The following is a 21,307-nucleotide window of genomic DNA, read 5'->3' as shown; positions in this document are numbered from 1 at the left end:
CCAGGCCCATCCCGGCCACCTCCCGCGCGATGTCCGCCGCCGAGGCGTCGGCCCGCAGGTCGTGGATCACCGCCCGGCCGCCCGGCCGCAGCACCCGGTGCATCTCGTCCAGCGCCCGCACCGGGCGGACGAAGTTCTTGAACGCCGCCTGGCAGACCACCAGGTCGAAGGTGCCCGCCGGAACGGCAGGTCGTGGACGTCGCCCTGGCGGAAGTCGACAACCACGCCCGCCCGCCGGGCGGCCTCGCCGGCCAGCGCCACGAACGTCCGGCTGACGTCCAACCCGGTGATCCGGTACGCCCCGAGCCGGGCCAGCTCGATCGCCAGGTAGCCGGGGCCGGGCGCGACCTCCAGCACGGCCGCCCCGTCGGGCAGCCCCTCGGCCAGCCGCACGGCCTGCCGGCGGTACTCCACCAGTTGCGCCGCCGAGCCGCGGTTGCGGGCGTACCAGCGGGCGGCCGCCCCCTCCATCTCGGGCATCACCTTGCGCTTGGGCGCGCGCAGATCCTTCGTACCCATCTCTTCCTCCGTCTCGATTCGTGCGGACACGAACCGACCCGGGGACGGACGCCCGGTTATCGTTGCGGTTGCCACCTTGCGGCCGGGTTGCCGTTCCCGCGGTATCGGTTCGCAGGTCAGGGCCCCGGCGGCGGTGTTACCGCACCCCGCCGGGGTCCGTGGGTCAGTGCTCCTCGGTCCCCCTCTCCGCCGGTTGGGCCCACTCGGGCGGCATGGCGCCGGTCTCGTGCCAGGCCCGCCAGGCGGCCAGCCCGGGCAACGAGCCGGTGGTCAACTCGTCGAGCAGCCCGCGCACCCAGGTCGCCTCGGCCTCGCGGACGGCCAGGTCGTACTCGGCCTCGACGAGGAAGAGCCGGGGCACCTCCCGGGCGTGCCGGGCCAGCGCCGCCCGCTGCGCGTCGAGCTGCCCGGTCAGCCGGTCGAGGCGCCGGCGCAGCAGCTCGGTCGCCTCAGTCGGGTGGAGCGCGCCGAGCACGGACAGACCGGCCTCGAAGCGAGGATGCTCCCGCTCCGGCACGGCGACCAGCTCCCGGGTCCAGTCCACGAGCTCGGTCCGGCCGGCGTCGGTGATCCGGTAGACGGTCCGCTCCGGACGCCGCCCCTGCCGCCCGCTCTCCACCGCCGCGAGCAGGCCGTGCCGTTCCAGGTTCGCCACCACTGTGTAGAGCGAGCCCCACTTGATCGGCATGTCCTGATCCTTGCCGCGCTCGCGGAGCACGGTGGCGATCTCGTACGGATGGCGGGGGCGCTCGACGAGCACGGAGAGCACGGCGAGCGCCAGCAGGTTCCCGACCCGGCGTCGCTTCGCCACGACCGACTCCTCGCATCCGATTACTCGTAAGCGAGCATATGCGGATCCCCGCCGGGAGTCATTCGTCTGTTTGGGCGGATGTCAGCAAGCGGCCTTCCCGACCATCCCCCGACGTCACCGCATTGATCGACAATCTTGGAATTCCGGAGATCCCGGAGCGGCCGACCCGATGCCGACCACGCGGAGGTCCCCCATGTCCCGACGCCTCGCCACCACCCTCGCCACCGGCCTGATCGCCCTGCTCACCGTGCTCGGCCTGGCCTCACCGGCCGCCGCCGCGGTGAGCACCCAACAGAAGCTGTCGGTGCTGTCCAGCTGGACGCAGACCAGCGCCAGCAGCTACAACGCCTGGAACAGCGCCCGGCTCAACAAGACGCCCTGGGCCGAGTACGGCTTCGACTGGTCCACCGACTACTGCTCGTCCAGCCCGGACAACCCGCTCGGCTTCTCGTTCAACCTCTCCTGCTACCGGCACGACTTCGGCTACCGCAACCACAAGGCCATGGGCATCTTCCCGGCCAACAAGTCCCGCCTGGACAGCGCGTTCTACGAGGACCTGAAGCGGGTCTGCGCCACCTACAACGCGATCGTCCGGCCCGCCTGCTACAGCCTCGCCTGGACCTACTACCAGGCGGTGAGCGTGTTCGGATCGGTCGCCGCGGTCAAGCAGGCCGACATCGACCGCGCCGCGCGGATGAAGGCCGACGCCGAGCGTCGCGCCGCCGTCCGGAGCTGACCGGGCCGCCGGGGAGCCCGCCCGTCGGGCTCCCCGGCGGCCGGCTCGGGTACCTTCAGCCCGCCGTGCTGCGCGGCTCGGCCGCCGGCCGCGAGCCGGACGGGCCGAACCAGAACGAGTCGGTGGTCAGGTCCGGATGCTCGACGTGCAACGCCAACGCCGCCGCCTCGTCCAGCCGCAGCCCGGCCCCCGCGCCGTAGGCCGCGTCGAATGCCTCGTCGCCCAGGGACCGGCGCAGATCAGCCTGCCGGGCCAGCCAGTACGGCTCGAAGATGCCCGGCGTGGCCCGCAGGCTCGCCCGGGTGGCCTGCGCCGCGCCGAAGAGCCGGGCCGCCGCCACCGCATCCCCCGCCAGCGCGCAGCGCACCGCGATCGCGTTGATCGTTTCGCAGGCCCGGCCCAGGTAGCCGTGGCTCATCCGGGACCGCAACGCCACCAGCAGGTGCTCGTGCGCCGCCACCAGGTCACCCCGGGCCAGCGCCACCATCCCCAGCAGCATGTCCACCGACCGGCGGCCCCGCTCCACCGGGCGGCCCGCCTCCACCGGACGGGCCGCGCCGAGCACCTCGGCCGCCTCGTCCAGCGCACCCCGCCGCCAGAGCAGCTCGGCCAGGTTGTAGACGGCGAGCAACGCGTCACCCACCACGTCCTGCGCGTACGCCCAGTCGAGCACCTCCCGGCAGACCCGCTCCGCCTCGGCGAACTGCCCCATGTCGACGAGCGGCGCGGCGCGCCCGGCCAGCACCCGGGCCAGCAGGCCCAGATCGCCGGCCTGCCGGGCGGCCGCCTCGGCCCGCTGCGAGTAGCGCAACTCCTCGGCGAACTCGCCGTCCGCACCCGCGTGCAGCGAATGCATGTGGTAGGCGGCGGCCAGCTCGGCCTCCGGGATGTCCTCGCCGGTCTCGGCGATCCGCCCGTAGAGCCGGAACAGCCACAGCCGACCCTCCCGGGCCAGCCCGCGCTCCCGCCACCACTGGTCCAACCCGCCGGCCAGGTGCAGCCCCGACCGGGCGCTGCCGCCGGTGGCGCACCACCGCAACGCGGCCCGCAACTCCCCGGCGAGCGGGTCCAACGCATAGAGCGACAGCGTCACCGGCCGGCCGTCCGGGCCCAGGTGCGCCCGGTCCAGCGCGTGCCGGGACCAGGCCACGTGCCGGTCCCGGGCGGTCTGCTCCTCGCCGGTGGAGATCAGCCGGCGAGCCGCGTACGCCCGGATCGGGTCCAGCATCCGGTAGGTGCTGCCCGAGGCGTGCGGCTCGGCCAGCACCATCGACTTGTCCACCAGCACCGACAGCGGATCCAGCGGATCCTCGTTCAGCAACCACTGCACGGTCGGCAGGTCCACCGGGCCGGCGAAGACCGCCATCCACCGCAGCAGCCGCGACGAGCGGGCGCCGAGTGTCCGGTAGGACCAGGTCACCGTGGCCTGGATGGTCAGGTGCCGCTCGCTGGCCGACCGCTGCACCGCCCGGGACGCCGGCGTCGGCGGGGCGGACCCGGTCGCGGCGGCCACCAGGTCGACCGTGTCCTGCTGGTTGCCGCTCCAGCCGGCCTCCACCGGCGGCGGCTCCGCGGCGTCCCGCCCCGCGTCCAGGGCGCCGAGCATGTCGTCGAGCCGCTCGGCCAACTGCCCGGCGGAGAGCACCCGCAACCGTGCCGCGGCCAACTCGATGGCGAGCGGCAGGCCGTCCAGCCGGCGCACCACCCGACGCAGGTCGTCCTGCTCCGTCGGGTCAGGTGGCCGACCACCCCGCGCCGCGGCGGTGCGGTCCAGCAGCAGCGCCACCGCGTCGCTACCGCCGACACCCGGGCCCTCGTCCACCGAGAGCGGCGGGATCCGCCACACCACCTCGCCCGGCACCCCGAACGACTCCCGGCTGGTCGCCAGCACCCGCACCCCCCGGCCACCGGCCAGCAGCCGGGAGATCACCTCGGCCGAGGCGGCCGGCTGGGCGTCACAGGTGTCCAGCACCACGAGCATCCGGCGCGGCGCCGCGTACTCGACCAGGGTGTCGACCATCGGCCGGCCCGGCTCCGGGCGGAGCCCCAGCACGGCGGCGATCTCGAACGCGACGAGCCCCGGGTCGGTCACCGCGGCGATGTCGACGAACCACACCCCGTCCGGATAGTTCTCGACGATCCCGGAGGCCAGCTCCACGGCCAACCGGGTCTTGCCCGCGCCACCCGCACCCAGCACGGTCACCAGCCGGTACGCCTCCACCAGCCGGCCCAGCTCGGCCCGCTCGAAGTGCCGCCCGACGAACGAGGTGACCTGGGTGGGCAGGTTGTGCGCCGCCGCGTCGGCGGTGCGCGGACGCGGGAACCGCCGCTCCAGGCCGGGCGCGACGAGCTGGAACAGCCGCTCCCGGTCGTCGAAGCCGCGCAGCCGGTGCAGACCGAGATCGAGCAGGGACGCGCCGTCGGGCAACGGGTCGGCGTGCCGCGCGGTGGCGGCCGAGCAGAGCACCTGACCACCGTGCGCGGCGGCGGCCACCCGGGCCGCCCGGTGCACCTCCGGGCTGGCGTACTCGCCGTCGCGTGGCTCCGCGTAGCCGGTGTGCAGGCCCATCCGCACCCGGGGCGTGGCGTCGGGGTTCGGCCACTCGTGGGCGGCCAACGCACGTTGCGCCGTCAGGCAGGCGTGCACCGCGGCGGCCGCGTCCGGGAAGGCGAGGAAGAACGAGTCGCCCTCGGTCAGCAGCTCCGCCCCGTCGGTGCCGGTGAGCGTGTCGCGCAGCAGCCGGCGATGCTCCGTCAGCACCGGCCGGTAGACCGGGCCGAGCATGCGGGCCAGCCGTGTCGAACCCTCGATGTCGGTGAACACGAAGGTCACCCACCCGCTCGGGAGGTGGATCCGTGGCGACATACGTCGAACCTCCGCCCGCTGACGTCGGGTTCATGCTGCCCTATGATCGCGTCGTCACGCATCGTGAGAACGGTCGGGCAGGTTCCGACCAAACGTTCCCACGGACGAGGCGTGGCCCGCCGCCCGGATCAGCAGCCGCAGGCGCCGCCGCAGCAGCCACCGCCGGCCGGGGTGGACGCCCCACCGGCCGGCCCGGCGCCGCCGCCCCGCCCGGTGAACGCCACCGTGGAGAGCAGCTTCACCGTGTCGGCATGGCCCTGTGGACAGGTGGCGGGCCGGCCGGCCTCGGCCATCGGGCGGTTGACCTCGAAGGTGTCGCCGCAGGCGCGGCAACGGAACTCGTACCGGGGCATGCCGCCAGCGTACGGCCGGGCCTGACGCCGTCGCACGGATGGGTGATACTCGACGGGTGGTGGACGGCGAACGGCGACCGACGGTCCGGCCCCTGCGACCCGCCGCGCCGCCCGACGGCGACGCCGGGCCGGTCCCCCGCCCTCGACGCGGCGCGTCCGCGGCCGTGGCCGCACGGGAGAGCGGGCCCGGAGCCGGCGTGAAACCGGAGACCGGCGCGACCACTCCCGACGCCGAGCCGGTTTCGGACGGCCCCACCTCCGAGTCGGGCCCGACGGGCACGGACGGCGCCGCCCCCGAGCCGAAGCCGCCGACGGCCGGCCGGCGGCGGGTGCCGTTCGCGCACGCCGGGCGGGTCCGCCCGCGGCAGCTCGCCGTCGGCGCCGCCCGGGCCACCCGGGCCTGGTCGCGCCGGCCGAGCGGGCGCACCACGGTCCCCGCGCTCTTCCTGCTCGTCCTGGTCGGCGCAGCCGTCGCGGCCGGCGCGGTGCTGGTGCCGGCCGCCGTCCGCAAGCCCGAGCCGGTAGCGGTCGAGGCCACCAGCGCCGCGCCGGTCCTGGGCGTGCCGCAGACCGGCGCCGTGCCAGGGCTGACCGCGACGCCCGTCCCGACCGGCCGGCCGGGCCTGCCCGGCACGGTGGGCCCGACCGGCACGCCGTCGGCCGGTGGCGCCACCGCCACCCCGGTGCTGCCGACCGGCCGCCCGGCCGACGCGCTCAGCGGATGGGCGCAGCGGGTCGCCGCCACCACCGGGATCCCCGCGGTGGCGGTGCAGGCGTACGGCTACGCCGAGCTGGTGCTGGCCCAGACCCACCGCAGCTGCCAACTGAGCTGGACCACGCTCGCCGCGATCGGCTACGTGGAGTCCCGGCACGGTTCGTTCGGCGGGGCGACCCTGCTGCCCAACGGCCTCACCTCGAAGGAGATCCTCGGAGCGCCGCTCGACGGGCAGGGCGGCCGGTCCCGGATCCTCGACACCGAACAGGGCCGGCTCGACGGCGACAAGACCTACGACCGGGCGCTCGGGCCGATGCAGTTCATCCCGAGCACCTGGCAGGAGATCGGCGCGGACGCCGACAACGACGGCGTGAAGAACCCGCACGACATCGACGACGCGGCGTTGGCCGCCGGCGAATACCTGTGCCAGGGCGGCCGGAACCTGACCATCCCGGGCGACTGGTGGGGCGCGATCCTCTCCTACAACGATGTGCGGCGCTACGCTCAGGAGGTCTTCACGAAGGCCGACGAGTACGGGCGCTCCAGCGGCACGTGATGTGACGACGCGCGTACATTCGCGGACTCAACCCTTCCCCCGAGCTGCGGTTGACGGCAAGCTAGACGGGTGATGGTGCGCGAGTGGGACCCTCGGACCGCGTCGTCCGCCGAGATCGCGTCGCTGCTGGACACGCTGAACGCGGTCCTGGCGGCGGATCTTCCGCAGGATCCTCCCTGGCGGGCGAATTCCCTGCGGGAATACCTGTCCGAGGTGATGCCCGGTGAACGACGGATCTCCTGGGTGGCCCAGGACGACCCGGCGCCCGACGGCACCCCCGGCGCGATCGTCGGGCACGTGCACGTGCTGCTGCTCGGCGGCATCGGCGTGCTCGAGGTGCTGACGCACCCGGCGCGCCGGCGCACCGGCATCGGCCGCGAGCTGGTGCGGGTGGCCGCCCGCCGGGTCTGGGACGAGGGCTTCCAGTCGATCGGCGTCGAGGTGGTCGGTGACACCCCCGCCGTCGGGTTCTACGAGGCGCTGGGCTTCACCAGGGAATACGTCGAAACCCGCAGCGTGCTCGACCTCGGCGCGGTGGACTGGCCGGCGCTGACCGAGATGGCCACCGAGGTGGGCGCGGGCTACCACGTCGAGTTCTGCCCGGGCGGTCCGCCCGACGAGCTGATCGAGGCGTACGCGCGGGCGAAGGCAGAGGTGCGCGACGTGGACGACGGTGAGCTGCGGCCCAGCTCCTACGATCCGGAGCGGCTCCGCGACAGCCTCGCCACCCTGCACCGACGGGGCATGAAGCCGTACATCGTGCTGGCCCTGCACGAGCAGACCGGTGAGGTGGCCGGGTTGACCGAGGTGGTGGTGCCGGCGCAGCACCCGACCCGGGCCGACCAGTACGACACCATCGTGGTCCGCGACCACCGCGGCTACGGCATCGACCGGGCCATCAAGGCGCGCATGCTGTTGGAGCTGCGCTCGGCCGAGCCCGAGGTGGCCGAGGTGCAGACCTGGAACGCGCAGGTCAACGAGTCGATGCTCAAGGTCAACGCCGAGCTGGGCTACCGGCCCGACCGCGACTGGTGCGAATACGGCGTGGACGTCGGCGAGCTGGTGCACCGGCTGGACAGTCACCGCTGACCCTTGTTCACCAAACGGCTGCCCGGGGGATGGACGACGGACGGCCGCGCCCCTTAACGTGCGTTAGTTCCCGCCCACCCATCGTGGAGGCTCCATGCGCCCGCGCCGCACACTGGCCGCGCTCGCGACCACCGCCGCCGTCACCGCCACGGCGATCGGCATCGCACCCCCCGCGGCCAGTGCCGCGCCCACCGACCTGCTCATCTCCGAATACGTCGAGGGGTCGTCCAACAACAAGGCCGTCGAGCTGTTCAACGGCACCGGCGCCCCGGTCGACCTGGCCGCCGGCGGCTACCAGCTCCAGCTCTTCTTCAACGGCGCGACCACCTCGACGAACGTGGCGCTCAGCGGCACCGTCGCCGCCGGGGACGTGTTCGTCTTCGCCGCCGCGTCGGCGGCGCCGGCGATCCTCGCCCAGGCCGACCAGACGTACGGCGGCGCGCTGTTCAACGGCGACGACGCGATCGTGCTGCGCAAGGGCGAGACGGTGGTCGACTCGATCGGCCAGGTCGGCGTCGACCCGGGCACCGAGTGGGGCAGCGGGCTCATCAGCACAGCCGACAACACGTTGCGCCGGCTGCCCTCGGTGAGCGCCGGCGACACCGACCCCGCCGACGCGTTCGACCCGGCCGCCCAGTGGGCCGGCTTCGCCACCGACACGTTCGACGGGCTGGGCAGCCACACCGTCGACGGCGGCGGCCCGGTCGACCAGCCGGCCACGGTGGCCTGCGGCGGCGCGTTGACCCTGGAGGCGGGCGCCACCGCGACCCGCGAGGTGACCGCGACCGACGCCGACGACACGATCACCGACCTCGCCGTCACCTCTGTCGTCCCGGCGCCGGCGAGCGGCTCGATCAGCCGTACCGCGTTCACCCCGGCGACCGCGGCCGGCGGCACCGCCCGGGCGACGCTGACCGCGACCGGCCTGCCGGCCGGCGGCTACACCGTCACGGTGACCTCGACGGACGCCGAGGGCGGCACCGCCACCTGCACGCTCGCCGTGCAGGCGACGAGCGTGCTCTCCGTCGGCGAGGTGCAGGGTCGCACCGGCGACGACGAGAGCGGCCGCACCGACCGGTCTCCGCTCGCGCCGGCCAGCGGCAACGGCACCAGCACGACGCTGCACGACGTACGCGGCGTGATCACCAGCAAGTCGCTGACCCGCAGCTCGGCCGGGGCCGACCAGTGGGGTTTCTACCTGCAGAGCCGGCTCGGCACCGAGGACGGTGACCCGCTCACCTCGGACGGCATCTTCGTCTTCACGGGCTCCTTCACCACGCTGATCGGCGGCTACGCGCCGACCGTCGGCGACGAGGTGGTGCTCCGCGGGCGGGTCTCGGAATACTTCAACCAGACCCAGCTCTCCAGCGCCTCGCTGGTCCGCAAGCTCGACTCGGGTCTCGACGTGGACACCGCCGTCCGGGCCGACGACGCGATCCCGCCGGCCGAGGCGGACGCCGCCGACAGGTTCTGGGAGCGGCACGAGGGTGAGCGGATGCGGGTCCGGGCCGGCAGCGGCGTCTCCGCGCCCCGGCACATCTACGCCTCCACCGCGGACTCCGAGATCTACGTGCTCGACCGCGAGGACCCGATCATGAAGCGGTCCGACCCGTACGCCCGCCGGGTGTTCCGGGACGCGCACCCGCTCGACGACATTCCGGGCACGCTCTTCGACAACGGCAACAACCAGCGGATCCTGCTGGGGGCCGGTGGCGTGAAGGCGACCGCCGGTGACTCCGGCGCGCTGCTGCCCGAGGCGCGCACGTTCGACACGCTGACCGAGGACGCCTTCGGCTCCGTCTCGTACGCGTTCAGCAAGTACAGCGTGCAGCCCGAGCAGCTCACCCTGACCGGTGGCGCGGACCCGGCGGAGAACCACCCGCCGCGGCCGGCTGACCGCAACAGCGAGGTCGCGGTCGCCACCTACAACGTGGAGAACCTGTACGACTACCGGGACGACCCGTTCGACGGCTGCGACTTCGCCGGCAACACCGGCTGCCCCGGGGTCAGCCCGCCGTTCGACTACGTGCCGGCCAGCCCCGAGGCGTACGCGGCCAAGCTGGCCACGCAGGCTCGGCAGATCGTCAACTCGCTGCACAGCCCGGACCTGATCCTGGTGCAGGAGGCCGAGGACCAGGACATCTGCTCGGTGGTCGACGGCAGCCTGGCCTGCGGCGACACCAATGACGCCGACGGCGCGCCGGACACCGTGCAGGAGTTGGCGCTCGCCGTCGCGGCAGCCGGCGGCCCGGCCTACGCCGCCGCGTACGACCGCACCGGCGCGGACGCCCGGGGCATCGCCTCGGCCTTCCTCTATCGCACCGACCGGCTGACGCTGGCCCAGGCCACCGCCACCAACCCGCTGCTGGGCGCCGCGCCGACCGTCGACTATCGCTCGGCCGCCCTGCCGTCCAACGCGGACGTGCAGAACCCGAAGGCGTTCAACGCGGTGCTGCCGACCGACGTGGATCGGTCGACAGGCGTGGACGGCAGCAACGTCTACACCCGGGCGGCGCAGCTGGCGCGGTTCACCGTCAGGGCGGCCCCCGGGTCGAGCGAGCGGTTCACGCTCTGGGCGGTGGTTAACCACTTCTCGTCCGGTCCGGACAGTCGGGTCGGGCAGCGCCGCGAGCAGGCCGCGTACGGCGCCGCGATGGTGCGGGCGGTCGAGGCGACCGACCCGGACGCGCGGGTGGTCTACGGCGGCGACCTGAACGTCTTCCCGCGCCCCGACGACCCGATCGCGACCGGGCAGAACCCCACCCCGTCGGACCAGCTCGCCCCGCTCTACCAGGCCGGCCTGCACAACCTCTGGGACGACCTGGTGGCGGAAGCGCCGGCGGCGGCCTACTCGTACACCTTCAGCGGGCAGGCGCAGACGCTCGACAACATGTTCGTCAACGACCCGATGCACGAGGACCTGGTGCAGGTGCGGACGGCGCACATCAACGCCGACTACCCCACCGACGCACCGGAGCTGGGTGACCGGGGCGCCAGCGACCACGACCCGACGGTGGCCCGGTTCTCCTCGCGGGCCGCGCTGCGGGTGGCCGACACCTCGGTGACCGAGGGCGACAGGGGCACCACCACGATGACGTTCACCGTCACCGTGTCCCGACCGCTCTCCGAGCCGGCCCTGCTCTGCGCGGCCACCTACGGCACCACGGCGCAGGCCGGCTCCGACTACGACCCGTACGTCGGCTGCCGGGTGCTGGCCGCGGGCCGGACGTCGCTGGCCTTCCCGGTCACCGTGCGCGGGGACCGCAAGCGGGAGGCGGACGAGCGGCTCACCCTGCACGTGGCAGGGGTGCCGGGTCTCCGGCTGGTCGACCCGTCCGGTGTCGGGACGATTCTGAACGACGACTGAGCGGTGTTCCGCGCGGCGGCCCGTCATCCGGCTCTCCAGCCGGGCGGCGGGCCGCCGCCGTATTCGCGCCGCTGCAGGTCGGGTGGGGGCGGCACGTTGCGGTACTTGGCCACCCGGACCTCCCACTGGCTGCGCCGCCGCAGCGCGTCCCGCACGGCCCGGTTCCGGTAGAACGTCTCCGGCGGCCGGGCCAGCCCGTAGATGTCGGCCCACCACTCCCCGGGCCGCGGGTCGGTGACCACGTCGAGGTGCGACGGGTATCGGCGTTCCGCGCCGTCCCGCAGGTCCGCCCGGTCCCGCATCGGCTGGAGGACCGTGCCCCACGCGTCGACGACGACGAGTCGGAAGCCGGCCGTGCCGACGAGCCGGCACAGCATGGCGAGACTCGGCACCAGGGCGCCGGCCTCGATCCGCCCGACCGTGGTCGGGTGCACCCGCGCGAACCGGGCCAGTTCCCGTTGGCTGGCGTCGGCGCGGCGGCGGACCGCCCGGACGATCCCGGCGGCCGGGAACGGCACGTCGAACCGCTCGGTGAGCAGCGCGGGCCGCTCGTCCTCCTCGGACCCGCCGACACCGCCACCCATGGCCGCCGGCTCGGGCGCGGCATCCCGGCCCGGGACCCGGCCCGGGGCCGGGATCGGGGCCTGGATCGGGGCCGAGGTCGGGGCCGAGGTCGAGGTCGGGGTCGCTTCGGTCGCGGCGTCGTCGGTAGGGCCGGTCATAGCGCCACGCTCGCGCTTCCCCGCCGGACCGGCAACCTCGCCCGTCGCGGCTGTGGAAAACCCGCCGTGCGGCGGTCGTCCGCGCCCCTCGAAGCGGTGTTCGCCAGCTCGAATACTCACGGACTGTGACATTCACGGTCCGTTACGCCTAGTGATGCCTCTCCACCTCGCTCCGGGCCCGGATAAGCCGCTCAACGGACAATTCCTGTCGGCCTGGCCCGACGGCCCACGCATCCAACGGTGCCTTTGCTCTGCAGCCACGGAGGCAGTGGTCACTGAGGATTGCCGCTGCGTCGATGGCTGCAGAGCAAAGGCGGCAGCGAGTGCCCTGCGGTGGGCAGACGAATGTGACGTTACGTAACCAAGGCGGGTCGCTCGGCCGCATCCGGCGCACGGATAGCCGAGTCGGCTATCCGTGGCGAGCCGCCGGCCGGGTCCGGACCGAGGCGCCGTGCCCACGCGCGAGACAGCGGGCCGGGCCGGGGTCACAGGTCGCAGAGGCGGCGGCCGGAGCGGACGTCGTCGAGCGCGGCGTGCAGCTCGGCGATGCGCCGTTCCGCCTCGGCGGTGAGCCGGCCGTGCAGTCGCTGCCAGTCGGTCAGGGCCGGCTCCGGCGGCAGGGCGGCGAGCAGGTCGCGGATCTCACCGACGCTCAGGCCGATCCGCTGCGCCACCCGGGCGACCCGCACCCGGCACGCCGCGTCCGGACCGAACCGGCGCTGGTTGCCGCTGGTCCGGCCGGCCTCGATCAGGCCCTGGCGTTCGTAGAAGCGGATCGCGGAACCACTGACCCCCGCCTCGCGCGCCACCTCTCCGACCGTCAGCATGTCCACCCCGCAACGACTTGACTTCAACAATTGTTTAAGTCTTAGCGTCCATCCCATGACGACGCAAGAATCGCCGCTCACCATCGCCGTGCTCGTCGGCAGCGTGCGTCGCCCCCGGATGGGTCGGATGATCGCCGACTGGTTCGTCGGCCACGCCGCACACCGTGACAGCCTTCGCACCGACCTGGTCGACCTCGCCGAGGTGCCGCTCCCGCTCGCCGACACGCCGCCCGAGGGCAACCCGGCCAGCCCGATCGCCGGACGCCTCGACGCCGCCGACGCGTTCGTCGTGGTCACGCCCGAGTACAACCACAGCTTCCCGGCGGCCCTGAAGAACGCCATCGACTGGCACCACCGGGAATGGGTCGCCAAGCCGGTCGGGTTCGTCTCCTACGGCGCCGGCTCCGGCGGGATCCGCGCGGTCGAACAGCTCCGGCTGGTCTTCGCCGAGCTGCACGCGATGACGACCCGCAGCGGCGTGGTGCTCACCGGCCCGTGGAACCGCCTCGACCGGCGGGGCAAGCTGGCCGCCGACGGCCCCCTGGAGCGGGCCGCCGACGCGACGCTCGACGAGCTGAGCTGGTGGGGCGACGCGCTGCGCGAGCGACGGCCGTACGGTCAGTAGCGATCGCGGAGCATCTGGGCCGCCTCGACCGCCCAGTAGGTGAGGATGATCTGGGCGCCCGCCCGGCGGATCGAGGTGAGCGTCTCCAGCATCGTCCGCTCCCGGTCGATCCAGCCGTTGGCGGCGGCGGCCTCGACCATGGCGTACTCGCCGGAGACCTGGTAGGCGGCGACCGGGACGTCCACCGCGGCCCGGACCGCCGACACCACGTCGAGGTAGGGCAGCGCCGGCTTGACCATCACCATGTCGGCGCCCTCGGCGACGTCCAGCTCGACCTCGCGCAGCGACTCCCGCAGGTTCGCCGGGTCCTGCTGGTAGGCGCGCCGGTCGCCGTCCAGCGCCGACTCCACCGCGTCGCGGAACGGGCCGAAGAACGCCGAGGCGTACTTGGCGGCGTACGCGAGCACCGAGACGTGCTGGTGCCCGGCGGCGTCCAGCGCCCTGCGGACCACGCCGACCTGGCCGTCCATCATCCCGGACGGCCCGACCACGTGGACCCCGGCGTCGGCCTGAGCGACCGCCATCCGGGCGTAGGCGGAAAGCGTGGCGTCGTTGTCGACTCCGCCGTCCGGGGTGAGCAGGCCGCAGTGCCCGTGCGAGGTGAACTCGTCCAGGCAGAGGTCGCTCATCACCACCGTCGAGTCACCGACCTCGGCGATCACGTCCCGGATGGCCACGTTGAGGATGCCGGCCGGGTCGAGGCCGCCGGAGCCGGTCTCGTCCCGCTCGGCCGGCACCCCGAACAGCATGATCCCACCGACCCCGGCCTGGACCGCCTCGACGGCCGCCTTGCGCAGCGAGTCCCGGGAGTGCTGGAGCACCCCCGGGAGCGACGCGACGGCCCGCGGCTCGGCCAGCCCCTCCTTGACGAACATCGGCACGACCAGCTCGGCCGGGGCGACGCGGGTCTCGGAGACCAGCCGCCGCACGGCCGCGTTGCGGCGCAGCCGGCGGGGCCGGATCTCGGGGTACGGCATGGGGTGCCTCCTGTCAGCGGAACCTCAGGGCGGTCGGCCCCTGCACCTTCGAGCCACGACGCTGCTTCGCCGGCATGGCGGCGAGCTTCTCGCGCAGCTCGACGGCGTAGGCGGCGAGCGCCTCCACCAGGTCGGGCACCGAGGCGTGCGGCGGCTGCACGTCGACCCGCAGGCCGAACTCCGTCGCGGTCTCCGCCGTCTTGGGCCCGATGACGGCAACAACGGTACGCGCGTGCGGCTTCCCGGCGATGCCGACCAGGTTCCGGACCGTGGAGGACGAGGTGAAGAGCACCGCGTCGAACCCGCCCGACTTGATCGCGTCGCGGATCTCGGCCGGCGGCGGCGCCGCCCGCACGGTCCGGTACGCGGTCACGTCGTCGACCTCCCAGCCGCGCTCGGTGAGGCCGGCGGCCAGCGTCTCGGTGGCGATGTCGGCCCGGGGCAGCAGCACCCGGCCGACCGGGTCGAGGATCTCGTCGTGCGGCGAGAACTCGGCCAGCAGGCCCTCGGAGGACTGCTCCCCGGCGGGGACCAGCTCCGGCTGGATGCCGAACGCGCGGACCGCGTCCGCGGTCGCCTCGCCGATACAGGCGATCTTGACGCCGCCGAAGTGCCGGGCGTCCAGGCCGTGCTCGCCGAACTTCTCCCAGACCGCCCGGACCGCGTTCACCGAAGTGAAGATCACCCAGGCGTACCGGCCGTCGACCAGGCCCTTGACCGCGCGCTCCATCTGGGCCGGGGTGCGCGGCGGCTCGACCGCGATGGTCGGCACCTCGCACGGGATCGCCCCGTACGCGCGCAACCGCGCGCTCATCGCCCCGGCCTGCTCCTTGGTGCGGGGCACCAGCACCTTCCAGCCGTACAGCGGGCGGTTCTCCCACCAGCTCAGCTTGTCGCGGTCGGTGACGCCCGCGCCGACGGTGAGCACGACGCGGCCGGTGAAGCCGAGCGCCGCCGCGACGAAGGAGTCCACGCTCGACGTGGTGGTGTACTGCGTCTCGCCGGTGCCGTCGCCGGTCACCCCGACCGCGGTGGCGCCGTCGACGCCGGCGGCCAGCAGCCCGTCCCGGACCGCGGCCAGGTCACCGGCGTCCACCGCGAGCGCCAGCGAGCCCCGGCCCACGGCCGCGGCGAGCGCGTCGAAGTCCAGCGTGGTGACGTCCTCGACGTCGGCGGCGGTACGGACGCCCGGCAGCGGGACGCCCGCGTACGTGGCGACGCCCTCGGCCTGGCCGACGCCCGGCACCACCTCGAAGTGCGCGGCGGTGCGCGCGACCGCCTGCACCTCCTTGACCACCGAGTCGTGACCGAACGGGTCGCCGGCGACCAGGTGCACGGCGTTCTGGCCGGAGCGGGCCGCGGAGATCAGCACCTTCGCCACGTCCCCCGGCACGCCCTCGGCGGGGCTGAACTCGGCGTCCGATCTGGCCTGGGCGCGGACGTGGGTGAGCAGCGACTCGGGGACTCCCCGGTCGTACACCACGTGGTCGGCCTCGACCAGGGCGTCGAGCGCCCGGCGGGTCAGCAGGCCCGGGTCGCCGGGGCCGGCCCCGACGAAAGCGATCCGGCCTACGGGCTTACGGGTGCGGGTCATTCTGTGCTCCCAAGTTGCTGGGTCCCCGGGCCGGCGTGTCCTTCTTGGCCGAGGATCGAGTCGGCGCCGAGTTCGAGGAGTTCGGCGGCGAGTGCCTTGCCGATCTCCGCCGCGTCGGCGGGCGTTCCGGTGCGGGACAGTCGGAGGTCACGGGAACCGTCCGGGCTGATCACCGCACCGCGCAGGTAGATCTCCTCACCGGTCTCACCCTCGGCGAGTTCGCCGTAGGCGGCCACGGGTGCGCTGCACCCGGCCTCCAGGGTGGCCAGCAGCGCCCGTTCCGCGGTGACCGCGGCGCGGGACGGCGCGTGATCGAGCCGCGCGAGCAGCTCGACCAGGTCGTGGTCGTCGGCCCGGCACTCGACGGCGAGCGCGCCCTGGGCGGGCGCGGGCAGCATGAGCATCGGGTCGAGCGTCTCGGTGATGGCGTCGGCGCGACCGATCCGGGCGAGCCCGGCCCGGGCCAGCACGACGGCGTCGAGGTCGGCGTCCTCGCCGAGCACCCGGCCGAGCCGGGTGTCGATGTTGCCCCGGATCGGGGTGACCTCGAACTGCATGCCCAGCGCGTGCAGCTGGGCGATCCGGCGCAGCGCGCCGGTGCCGATCCGCGCGCCGGGCGGCAGCTCGGCGAGCGTACGGCCGTCCGTGGCGACGAGCGCGTCGCGCGGGTCCTGCCGGGGCGGCACCGCAGCGATGTGCAGGCCGGGTGCCGCCGCGGTGGGCAGGTCCTTGTACGAGTGGACCGCGAAGTCGATCTTCCGGGCGGTCAGCGCGTCGCGCAGCGCGGAGACGAAGACGCCGACGCCGAGCCGCTGCACCGGGGCGGTGGAGCGATCGCCGGCGGTCACCACCTCGACCAGCTCGACCGGGCGGCCGGTGGCCGCGGTGAGGGCCTCGGCCACGTGGCCGGACTGGGCCATCGCCAGGGTGCTGCCCCGGGTGCCGAGGCGCAGGGGGGCGGTCATCGCGCACCTCCGGTGGGCGGGACGTCGGCCGCGTCGAACGACGAGCGGCCGTCGAGGTCGGTGGCGACCACGTCGGGGACGGTGTCGACCGGGGACGTCTGCGGAACTTCCAGGTCGAACAGCTCGCGCAGCAGGGCCGCGTACTGGTCGCCGCCGGGCTCGGCGGCGAGCTGGCGGACCCGTACGGTCGGCTGGTGCAGCAGCCGCTGCACGACCCGGTGCACGGTGCGGGCGACCTCGGCGCGCTGGTCGTCGCTGAGGTCGGGGCGGCGCTGGCCGAGCCGGCGCAGCTCGGCGGTCACCACGTCGTCGGCCCGGCCGCGCAGGGCGGCCACGGTCGGTGCCACGTCGGCGCCGCGCAGCCAGCTCAGGAACGCCTCGACCTCGCCGGCGACGATCCGGCCGACCTCGGCGGCGCCGGCCGCGGCCGGCCCGTCGGCGAGGACGCCTGCCATCCGGTCGATGTCGATCACCTCGACGCCCGGCAGCTCGGCCACGCCCGCCTCGACGTCGCGCGGGACGGCCAGGTCGAGCAGGACCAGCGGACCCCGGTCGGCGTCCCGGCGGGCCAGCGCCCGGGTCACCACGTCGCGGGTGAGCACGGCCTCGGTGGCGGCGGTGGCGGCGACCACGACGTCCACCGTGGAGAGCGCCTCGACCAGGTCGGCCATCGGCACGGCGGTCGCGCCGTAGGACTCGGCGAGCCGGACGGCGCGGGCGGCGCCCCGGTTGGTGACGGTGAGCGGGCCGGCGCCCAGGCGGGACAGGGTGGCCACACCCAGCGAGCCCATCGCCCCGGCGCCGACCACCATGGCGGTTCGGCCGGCCAGGTCGCCGTGGAGCAGGTCGGCGGCGAGGTCGAGCGCGGCGGTGACCACGCTCTGCCCGGCCCGGTCGATGTCGGTCTCGGCGTGGGCGCGCTTGCCGACCCGCAGCGCCTGCTGCATCAGCTCGTGCAGCAGCCGCCCGGCCGTGTCGGCGCCGCCGGCGAAGTGGTAGGCGTCCCGGAGCTGCCCGAGGATCTGCGCCTCGCCGACCACCATCGAGTCGAGCCCGGCGGCGACCCGGAAGACGTGGTCGACGGCGGCGGCGTCGTAGTGCACGTAGAGGTGACCGGCGAGCGCCGCCGGCGGGCAGTCGGCCTGCTCGGCCAGGACCGCGCAGATGTCGCCGAGCCCACCGTGGAACCCGGAGACGGCGGCGTAGACCTCCACCCGGTTGCAGGTGGAGACGAGGACGGCCTCGGCGACGTACGGCTGGGCGACGAGCCGGTCCAGCGTGCGGGTGAGATCCGCGGGCGGGACGGCCAGTCGTTCCAGGGCGGCGACCGGGGCGGTGCGGTAGGACGCGCCGACGACGAGCAGTTTCACGTGCCGATCGCCTCCTGGGTGTCGGGGGTGGCGAGCCCGCCGGGCAGGGCGGTGAGGCCGGTCCCGCCGGTGGCGGGCAGCGCGGTCAGCGACGCCTTGCGATGCTCGTGGAAGGAGAGGATCTGCAGCTCGATCGCAAGGTCGACCTTGCGCACGTCGACCCCCTCCGGGACCGAGAGTACGCACGGCGCGAAGTTGAGGATGCTCGTCACGCCGACGGCGACGAGCTGGTCGGCGACCGCCTGGGCGGCCGGCGCCGGGGTGGCGATCACGCCGATCGCTATCGACTCCTCGGCGACCACCCGGGGCAGCTCGTGGACGTGCCGGACGACCAGGCCGTGGATCTCCTCGCCGACCCGGGAGGGGTCGGCGTCGAGCAGCGCGGCGATCCGGAAGCCCCGGCTGGCGAAGCCGTCGTAGCCGGCCAGGGCGTGGCCGAGATTACCCACGCCGACCAGCGCGACGGCCCGGCACTGGGTGAGCCCGAGCACCGAGGAGATCTGGTCGATCAGCAGCGCGACGTCGTAGCCGACGCCCCGGGTGCCGTACGAGCCGAGGTGGGAGAGGTCCTTGCGGAGCTTGGCGGAGTTGACGCCGACGGCGCTGGCCAGGCCCTCGCTGGACACGGTCTCGTGACCGGAGTCGGCGAGCGTGTGCAGCGCGCGCAGGTATTCCGGGAGCCGGGACACGGTCGCCTCGGGCAGCTCCGGTAGCGCCGGTACGGCACCGGTGCGGCCGGGCGCGCCAGAAGGACGGTGCTGACTCATGAGACTCCGTGCGGTGCGATCCTCGACCGGCGTCGGGGGCCGGCCGTTTCGGGACTCCCGCTGGCGACCGATGTTGCCGGCTGTGCTAGCAGGGCGCGTCGGAACTACAGAGTAGGCGCTTGTGAAGAGGTGCACAAATCGCGATCTTGATGACTCGCGACGCGGCTCCACCTGCTCCTCCATTCCTACAAGATCGATAAACCGCGCTTCCTCCGCGGCGCGTGGCGATTATTGCTCAATCCAGACTTCTCTGACCAATCGCGCGCGCCCGGTAGCGCTCCGTGATCGGCGTGGGCGAGGCGCGGCTCACGTTCCGGAGTAGGGAGAACCCCACCCGGGAGAGGCCGGCGAGCGGGATGGGCCGGGCTCCGCCACGCCCATAGCCTCGAACCATGGCCGCCCTTCCCGTCCCCGCCTCGCCCGCCCGCGGTTTCCTCCGTCAGCTCACCCGCGACACCGGCTACGTGCTCTTCAGCCTCCCGCTGGCGGTCATCGGCTTCGTGCTCGCCGTGGCGGGGATCTCACTCACCGCCGGCCTGCTGGTCACCACGCTCGGCCTGCCGGTCCTCGCCGGCGTGCTCTACGCCGCCCGCGGGCTGGCCGACCTGGAACGGCTCCGGCTCCCCGGGGTGCTCGCGCGGCCCCGGGTCCGCCCGGTCTATCTGACGCCGGCGCGGGGCGCCGGCTTCTGGCGGCGGGTGTTCACCCCGATGCGCGACCCGCAGTCCTGGCTCGACCTGCTGCACGCCTTCCTCCGGCTGGTGGTGGCGTTGCCCACGTTCGTGCTGATGCTGGTGTGGTGGGCGCTGGCGCTGACCGGCACGCTCTACGGCGCGTACGACTGGGCCATCCCCCGTGGCCCGGACGACCAGGACCTGAGCCAGCTCCTCGGGATGGGCGACGGGACCGGAGCGCGGATCGCGCTGAACACCGCGATCGGGCTGTTCGCCCTGCTCACCCTCCCCCTGGTCGCGCGGGCCCTGGCCCGGGTCCAGGCCGCCCTGGCGTACTCCCTGCTCACCGGCGTGGCCGAGATGCGGCAACGGATCGTCACGCTGGAGGAGCAGAAGCGGGCCGCCGCGTCGGCCGAGGCGTCCGCGCTGCGCCGGCTGGAGCGCGACATCCACGACGGGCCACAGCAGCGCCTGGTCCGGCTCGCCATGGACCTGGGCCGGGCCCGCCAGCAGCTCGCCGCCGACCCGGACGCGGCCCGGCGCACCCTGGACGAGGCGGTCGCCCAGACCCGGGAGACGCTCGACGAGCTGCGCGCCCTCTCCCGGGGCATCGCGCCGCCGATCCTGGTCGACCGGGGCCTGCCGAGCGCGCTCGCCGCGCTCGCCGCCCAGGCCCTGGCGCCGACCGAGCTGGTGGTCGACGACGAGTTGGGCACCGTCGGCGGACGGCTCGACCCGGGGCTGGAGAGCACCTCCTACTTCGTGGTGGCCGAGGCGCTGACGAACGTGGCCAAGCACAGTCGGGCCGGCGCCTGCCGGGTGGAGGTGACCCGGAAGGTGGGCCGGCTGGAGATCAGCGTCCACGACGACGGGGTCGGCGGCGCGCACCTGGCCAAGGGGCACGGCCTCAGCGGCATCGCCGACCGGGTCCGGGCGGCCGGCGGCACGCTGGCGGTGCACAGCCCGGCCGGCGGGCCGACCCGGATCCACGCCGAACTGCCCCGGTGACGTCCGCCGGCGACGCTCCCGGCCCGGCGGAGACCCCACCGTGGGACCCGGACGTGATAGACACCGGACCCATGCGGGTGGTGATCGCGGACGACGCCGTACTGCTCCGGGAGGGGCTGATCCGGCTGCTGACCGAGTCCGGGCACGAGGTGGTGGCGGCCGTCGGTGACGGGGACGCCCTGGTCGAGGCCGTGTTGGCGCACCGGCCGGACATCTCGGTGGTGGACGTGCGGATGCCGCCCTCGCACACCGACGAGGGGCTGCGCGCGGCGGTGGAGGCCCGCCGCCGGGTGCCGGGCACCCCGATCCTGGTGCTCTCGCAGTACGTCGAGGTCTCCTACGCCGACGACCTGCTGGACACCGCGGGCGGCGCCGGCGGCGGCATCGGCTACCTGCTCAAGGACCGGGTGGCCGCGATCGACGAGTTCCTGGACGGGCTGGCCCGGGTGGCCACCGGCGGGACGGTGCTCGACCCGGAGGTGATCAGCCAGCTCCTGGTGCGGCGTCGGCGCGACGATCCGCTGGCGGCGCTGACCCCGCGCGAGCGCGAGGTGCTGGCGCTGATGGCCGAGGGGCGCTCGAACACCGCGATCGCCCGGGCGCTGGTGGTCAGCGACGGCGCGGTCGAGAAGCACGTCCGCAACATCTTCACCAAGCTGGACCTGCCGCCGGACGCCACCACCCACCACCGCCGGGTGCTGGCCGTCCTGGCCCACCTGCGCGCCTGACCCCGTTCGCGGCCGGTTGCCCGACGAGCCGCGGGCAG

Annotated in this window: 18 protein-coding genes; 7 read left to right on the top strand and 11 right to left on the bottom strand. The window is 74.2% G+C overall.

Annotated features, from left to right (window positions below):
- Nucleotides 1–66 precede the first annotated feature (66 nt).
- Entirely contained in the window at nt 67–519 is a 453-nt protein-coding gene (locus tag O7618_RS28960) for a class I SAM-dependent methyltransferase (protein ID WP_278109308.1), read from the bottom strand.
- A gap of 163 nt (nt 520–682) precedes the next feature.
- Nucleotides 683–1,330 (bottom strand): PadR family transcriptional regulator, encoded by a 648-nt coding sequence (locus O7618_RS28955; protein WP_278109306.1) that lies wholly within the window; start codon nt 1,328–1,330, stop codon nt 683–685.
- A 193-nt stretch (nt 1,331–1,523) separates the two neighbouring features.
- Between O7618_RS28955 and O7618_RS28950 the strand changes: the two genes are divergently transcribed.
- A complete protein-coding gene (locus tag O7618_RS28950; protein ID WP_278109305.1) occupies nt 1,524–2,066 on the top strand; it encodes a phospholipase in 543 nt (180 codons plus the stop codon).
- Between the two features lie 55 nt (nt 2,067–2,121).
- Here O7618_RS28950 and O7618_RS28945 read toward each other — a convergent pair whose 3' ends face one another.
- Together O7618_RS28945 and O7618_RS28940 are read right to left on the bottom strand one after the other, a co-directional pair.
- On the bottom strand, nt 2,122–4,932 hold the full coding sequence (locus tag O7618_RS28945; protein ID WP_278109304.1) for an adenylate/guanylate cyclase domain-containing protein: 2,811 nt from the start codon (nt 4,930–4,932) through the stop codon (nt 2,122–2,124).
- A gap of 128 nt (nt 4,933–5,060) precedes the next feature.
- Nucleotides 5,061–5,285, bottom strand: a complete 225-nt coding sequence (locus O7618_RS28940) for a zinc ribbon domain-containing protein (protein WP_278109303.1) — start codon at nt 5,283–5,285, stop codon at nt 5,061–5,063.
- 56 nt (nt 5,286–5,341) lie between these two features.
- Between O7618_RS28940 and O7618_RS28935 the strand changes: the two genes are divergently transcribed.
- From O7618_RS28935 to O7618_RS28925, 3 genes are all read left to right on the top strand, one after another.
- Entirely contained in the window at nt 5,342–6,556 is a 1,215-nt protein-coding gene (locus O7618_RS28935; protein WP_278110188.1) for a lytic murein transglycosylase, read from the top strand.
- A 72-nt stretch (nt 6,557–6,628) separates the two neighbouring features.
- Nucleotides 6,629–7,645: a GNAT family N-acetyltransferase gene (locus O7618_RS28930; protein WP_278110187.1), complete on the top strand. Its 1,017-nt coding sequence runs from the start codon at nt 6,629–6,631 to the stop codon at nt 7,643–7,645.
- 94 nt (nt 7,646–7,739) lie between these two features.
- Nucleotides 7,740–11,012 carry a lamin tail domain-containing protein gene (locus O7618_RS28925; protein WP_278109302.1) on the top strand — a complete coding sequence of 1,091 codons (3,273 nt, stop codon included), beginning with the start codon at nt 7,740–7,742 and terminating at the stop codon, nt 11,010–11,012.
- A gap of 23 nt (nt 11,013–11,035) precedes the next feature.
- On the opposite strand, the gene O7618_RS28920 is transcribed toward O7618_RS28925, so the two are convergent.
- The gene (locus O7618_RS28920) at nt 11,036–11,734 is read right to left on the bottom strand and encodes a helix-turn-helix domain-containing protein (protein WP_278109301.1); all 699 of its coding nucleotides are present in this window, start codon (nt 11,732–11,734) and stop codon (nt 11,036–11,038) included.
- A 485-nt stretch (nt 11,735–12,219) separates the two neighbouring features.
- Nucleotides 12,220–12,561, bottom strand: a complete 342-nt coding sequence (locus O7618_RS28915; protein WP_278109300.1) for a MerR family transcriptional regulator — start codon at nt 12,559–12,561, stop codon at nt 12,220–12,222.
- 55 nt (nt 12,562–12,616) lie between these two features.
- On the opposite strand from O7618_RS28915, the gene O7618_RS28910 reads away from it, so the two are divergent.
- A complete protein-coding gene (locus tag O7618_RS28910) occupies nt 12,617–13,186 on the top strand; it encodes an NAD(P)H-dependent oxidoreductase (protein WP_278109299.1) in 570 nt (189 codons plus the stop codon).
- On the opposite strand, the gene hemB is transcribed toward O7618_RS28910, so the two are convergent.
- The 5 genes from hemB to O7618_RS28885 are packed head-to-tail and all read right to left on the bottom strand — an operon-like array spanning nt 13,180 to nt 18,859.
- Nucleotides 13,180–14,163 (bottom strand): porphobilinogen synthase, encoded by a 984-nt coding sequence (gene hemB, locus O7618_RS28905; protein ID WP_278109298.1) that lies wholly within the window; start codon nt 14,161–14,163, stop codon nt 13,180–13,182. The genes O7618_RS28910 and hemB overlap by 7 nt on opposite strands.
- 13 nt (nt 14,164–14,176) lie before the next feature.
- Nucleotides 14,177–15,757 (bottom strand): uroporphyrinogen-III synthase, encoded by a 1,581-nt coding sequence (locus tag O7618_RS28900; RefSeq protein ID WP_278109297.1) that lies wholly within the window; start codon nt 15,755–15,757, stop codon nt 14,177–14,179.
- A complete protein-coding gene (gene hemC / locus O7618_RS28895) occupies nt 15,754–16,722 on the bottom strand; it encodes a hydroxymethylbilane synthase (RefSeq protein WP_278109296.1) in 969 nt (322 codons plus the stop codon). Before hemC ends, O7618_RS28900 begins: the two co-directional genes overlap by 4 nt.
- A complete protein-coding gene (locus tag O7618_RS28890) occupies nt 16,719–18,092 on the bottom strand; it encodes a glutamyl-tRNA reductase (RefSeq protein ID WP_278109295.1) in 1,374 nt (457 codons plus the stop codon). The genes hemC and O7618_RS28890 overlap by 4 nt, the downstream gene beginning before the upstream one ends.
- A complete protein-coding gene (locus O7618_RS28885; protein WP_278109294.1) occupies nt 18,089–18,859 on the bottom strand; it encodes a redox-sensing transcriptional repressor Rex in 771 nt (256 codons plus the stop codon). The genes O7618_RS28890 and O7618_RS28885 overlap by 4 nt, the downstream gene beginning before the upstream one ends.
- Nucleotides 18,860–19,251: 392 nt before the next feature.
- Between O7618_RS28885 and O7618_RS28880 the strand changes: the two genes are divergently transcribed.
- Together O7618_RS28880 and O7618_RS28875 are read left to right on the top strand one after the other, a co-directional pair.
- Nucleotides 19,252–20,541, top strand: coding sequence for a sensor histidine kinase (locus tag O7618_RS28880; RefSeq protein WP_278109293.1), 1,290 nt, complete (start codon nt 19,252–19,254; stop codon nt 20,539–20,541).
- A 71-nt stretch (nt 20,542–20,612) separates the two neighbouring features.
- Nucleotides 20,613–21,269 (top strand): response regulator transcription factor, encoded by a 657-nt coding sequence (locus tag O7618_RS28875; RefSeq protein WP_278109292.1) that lies wholly within the window; start codon nt 20,613–20,615, stop codon nt 21,267–21,269.
- Nucleotides 21,270–21,307 lie beyond the last annotated feature (38 nt).

Source organism: Micromonospora sp. WMMD980, assembly GCF_029626035.1.
Taxonomy (GTDB): domain Bacteria; phylum Actinomycetota; class Actinomycetes; order Mycobacteriales; family Micromonosporaceae; genus Micromonospora.
This window is presented reverse-complemented; position numbering and strand designations above follow the sequence as displayed.

Bases quoted from the DNA above. Each gene is read 5' to 3' on its own strand.
- hemC (WP_278109296.1), bottom strand. From the start codon at position 16,722: ATGACCGCCCCCCTGCGCCTCGGCACCCGGGGCAGCACCCTGGCGATG.
- O7618_RS28930 (WP_278110187.1), top strand. From the start codon at position 6,629: ATGGTGCGCGAGTGGGACCCTCGGACCGCGTCGTCCGCCGAGATCGCG.
- O7618_RS28910 (WP_278109299.1), top strand. From the start codon at position 12,617: ATGACGACGCAAGAATCGCCGCTCACCATCGCCGTGCTCGTCGGCAGC.
- O7618_RS28950 (WP_278109305.1), top strand. From the start codon at position 1,524: ATGTCCCGACGCCTCGCCACCACCCTCGCCACCGGCCTGATCGCCCTG.
- O7618_RS28960 (WP_278109308.1), bottom strand. From the start codon at position 519: ATGGGTACGAAGGATCTGCGCGCGCCCAAGCGCAAGGTGATGCCCGAG.
- O7618_RS28885 (WP_278109294.1), bottom strand. From the start codon at position 18,859: ATGAGTCAGCACCGTCCTTCTGGCGCGCCCGGCCGCACCGGTGCCGTA.
- O7618_RS28875 (WP_278109292.1), top strand. From the start codon at position 20,613: ATGCGGGTGGTGATCGCGGACGACGCCGTACTGCTCCGGGAGGGGCTG.
- O7618_RS28900 (WP_278109297.1), bottom strand. From the start codon at position 15,757: ATGACCCGCACCCGTAAGCCCGTAGGCCGGATCGCTTTCGTCGGGGCC.
- O7618_RS28880 (WP_278109293.1), top strand. From the start codon at position 19,252: ATGGCCGCCCTTCCCGTCCCCGCCTCGCCCGCCCGCGGTTTCCTCCGT.
- O7618_RS28925 (WP_278109302.1), top strand. From the start codon at position 7,740: ATGCGCCCGCGCCGCACACTGGCCGCGCTCGCGACCACCGCCGCCGTC.
- O7618_RS28940 (WP_278109303.1), bottom strand. From the start codon at position 5,285: ATGCCCCGGTACGAGTTCCGTTGCCGCGCCTGCGGCGACACCTTCGAG.
- O7618_RS28945 (WP_278109304.1), bottom strand. From the start codon at position 4,932: ATGTCGCCACGGATCCACCTCCCGAGCGGGTGGGTGACCTTCGTGTTC.
- O7618_RS28915 (WP_278109300.1), bottom strand. From the start codon at position 12,561: ATGCTGACGGTCGGAGAGGTGGCGCGCGAGGCGGGGGTCAGTGGTTCC.
- hemB (WP_278109298.1), bottom strand. From the start codon at position 14,163: ATGCCGTACCCCGAGATCCGGCCCCGCCGGCTGCGCCGCAACGCGGCC.
- O7618_RS28920 (WP_278109301.1), bottom strand. From the start codon at position 11,734: ATGACCGGCCCTACCGACGACGCCGCGACCGAAGCGACCCCGACCTCG.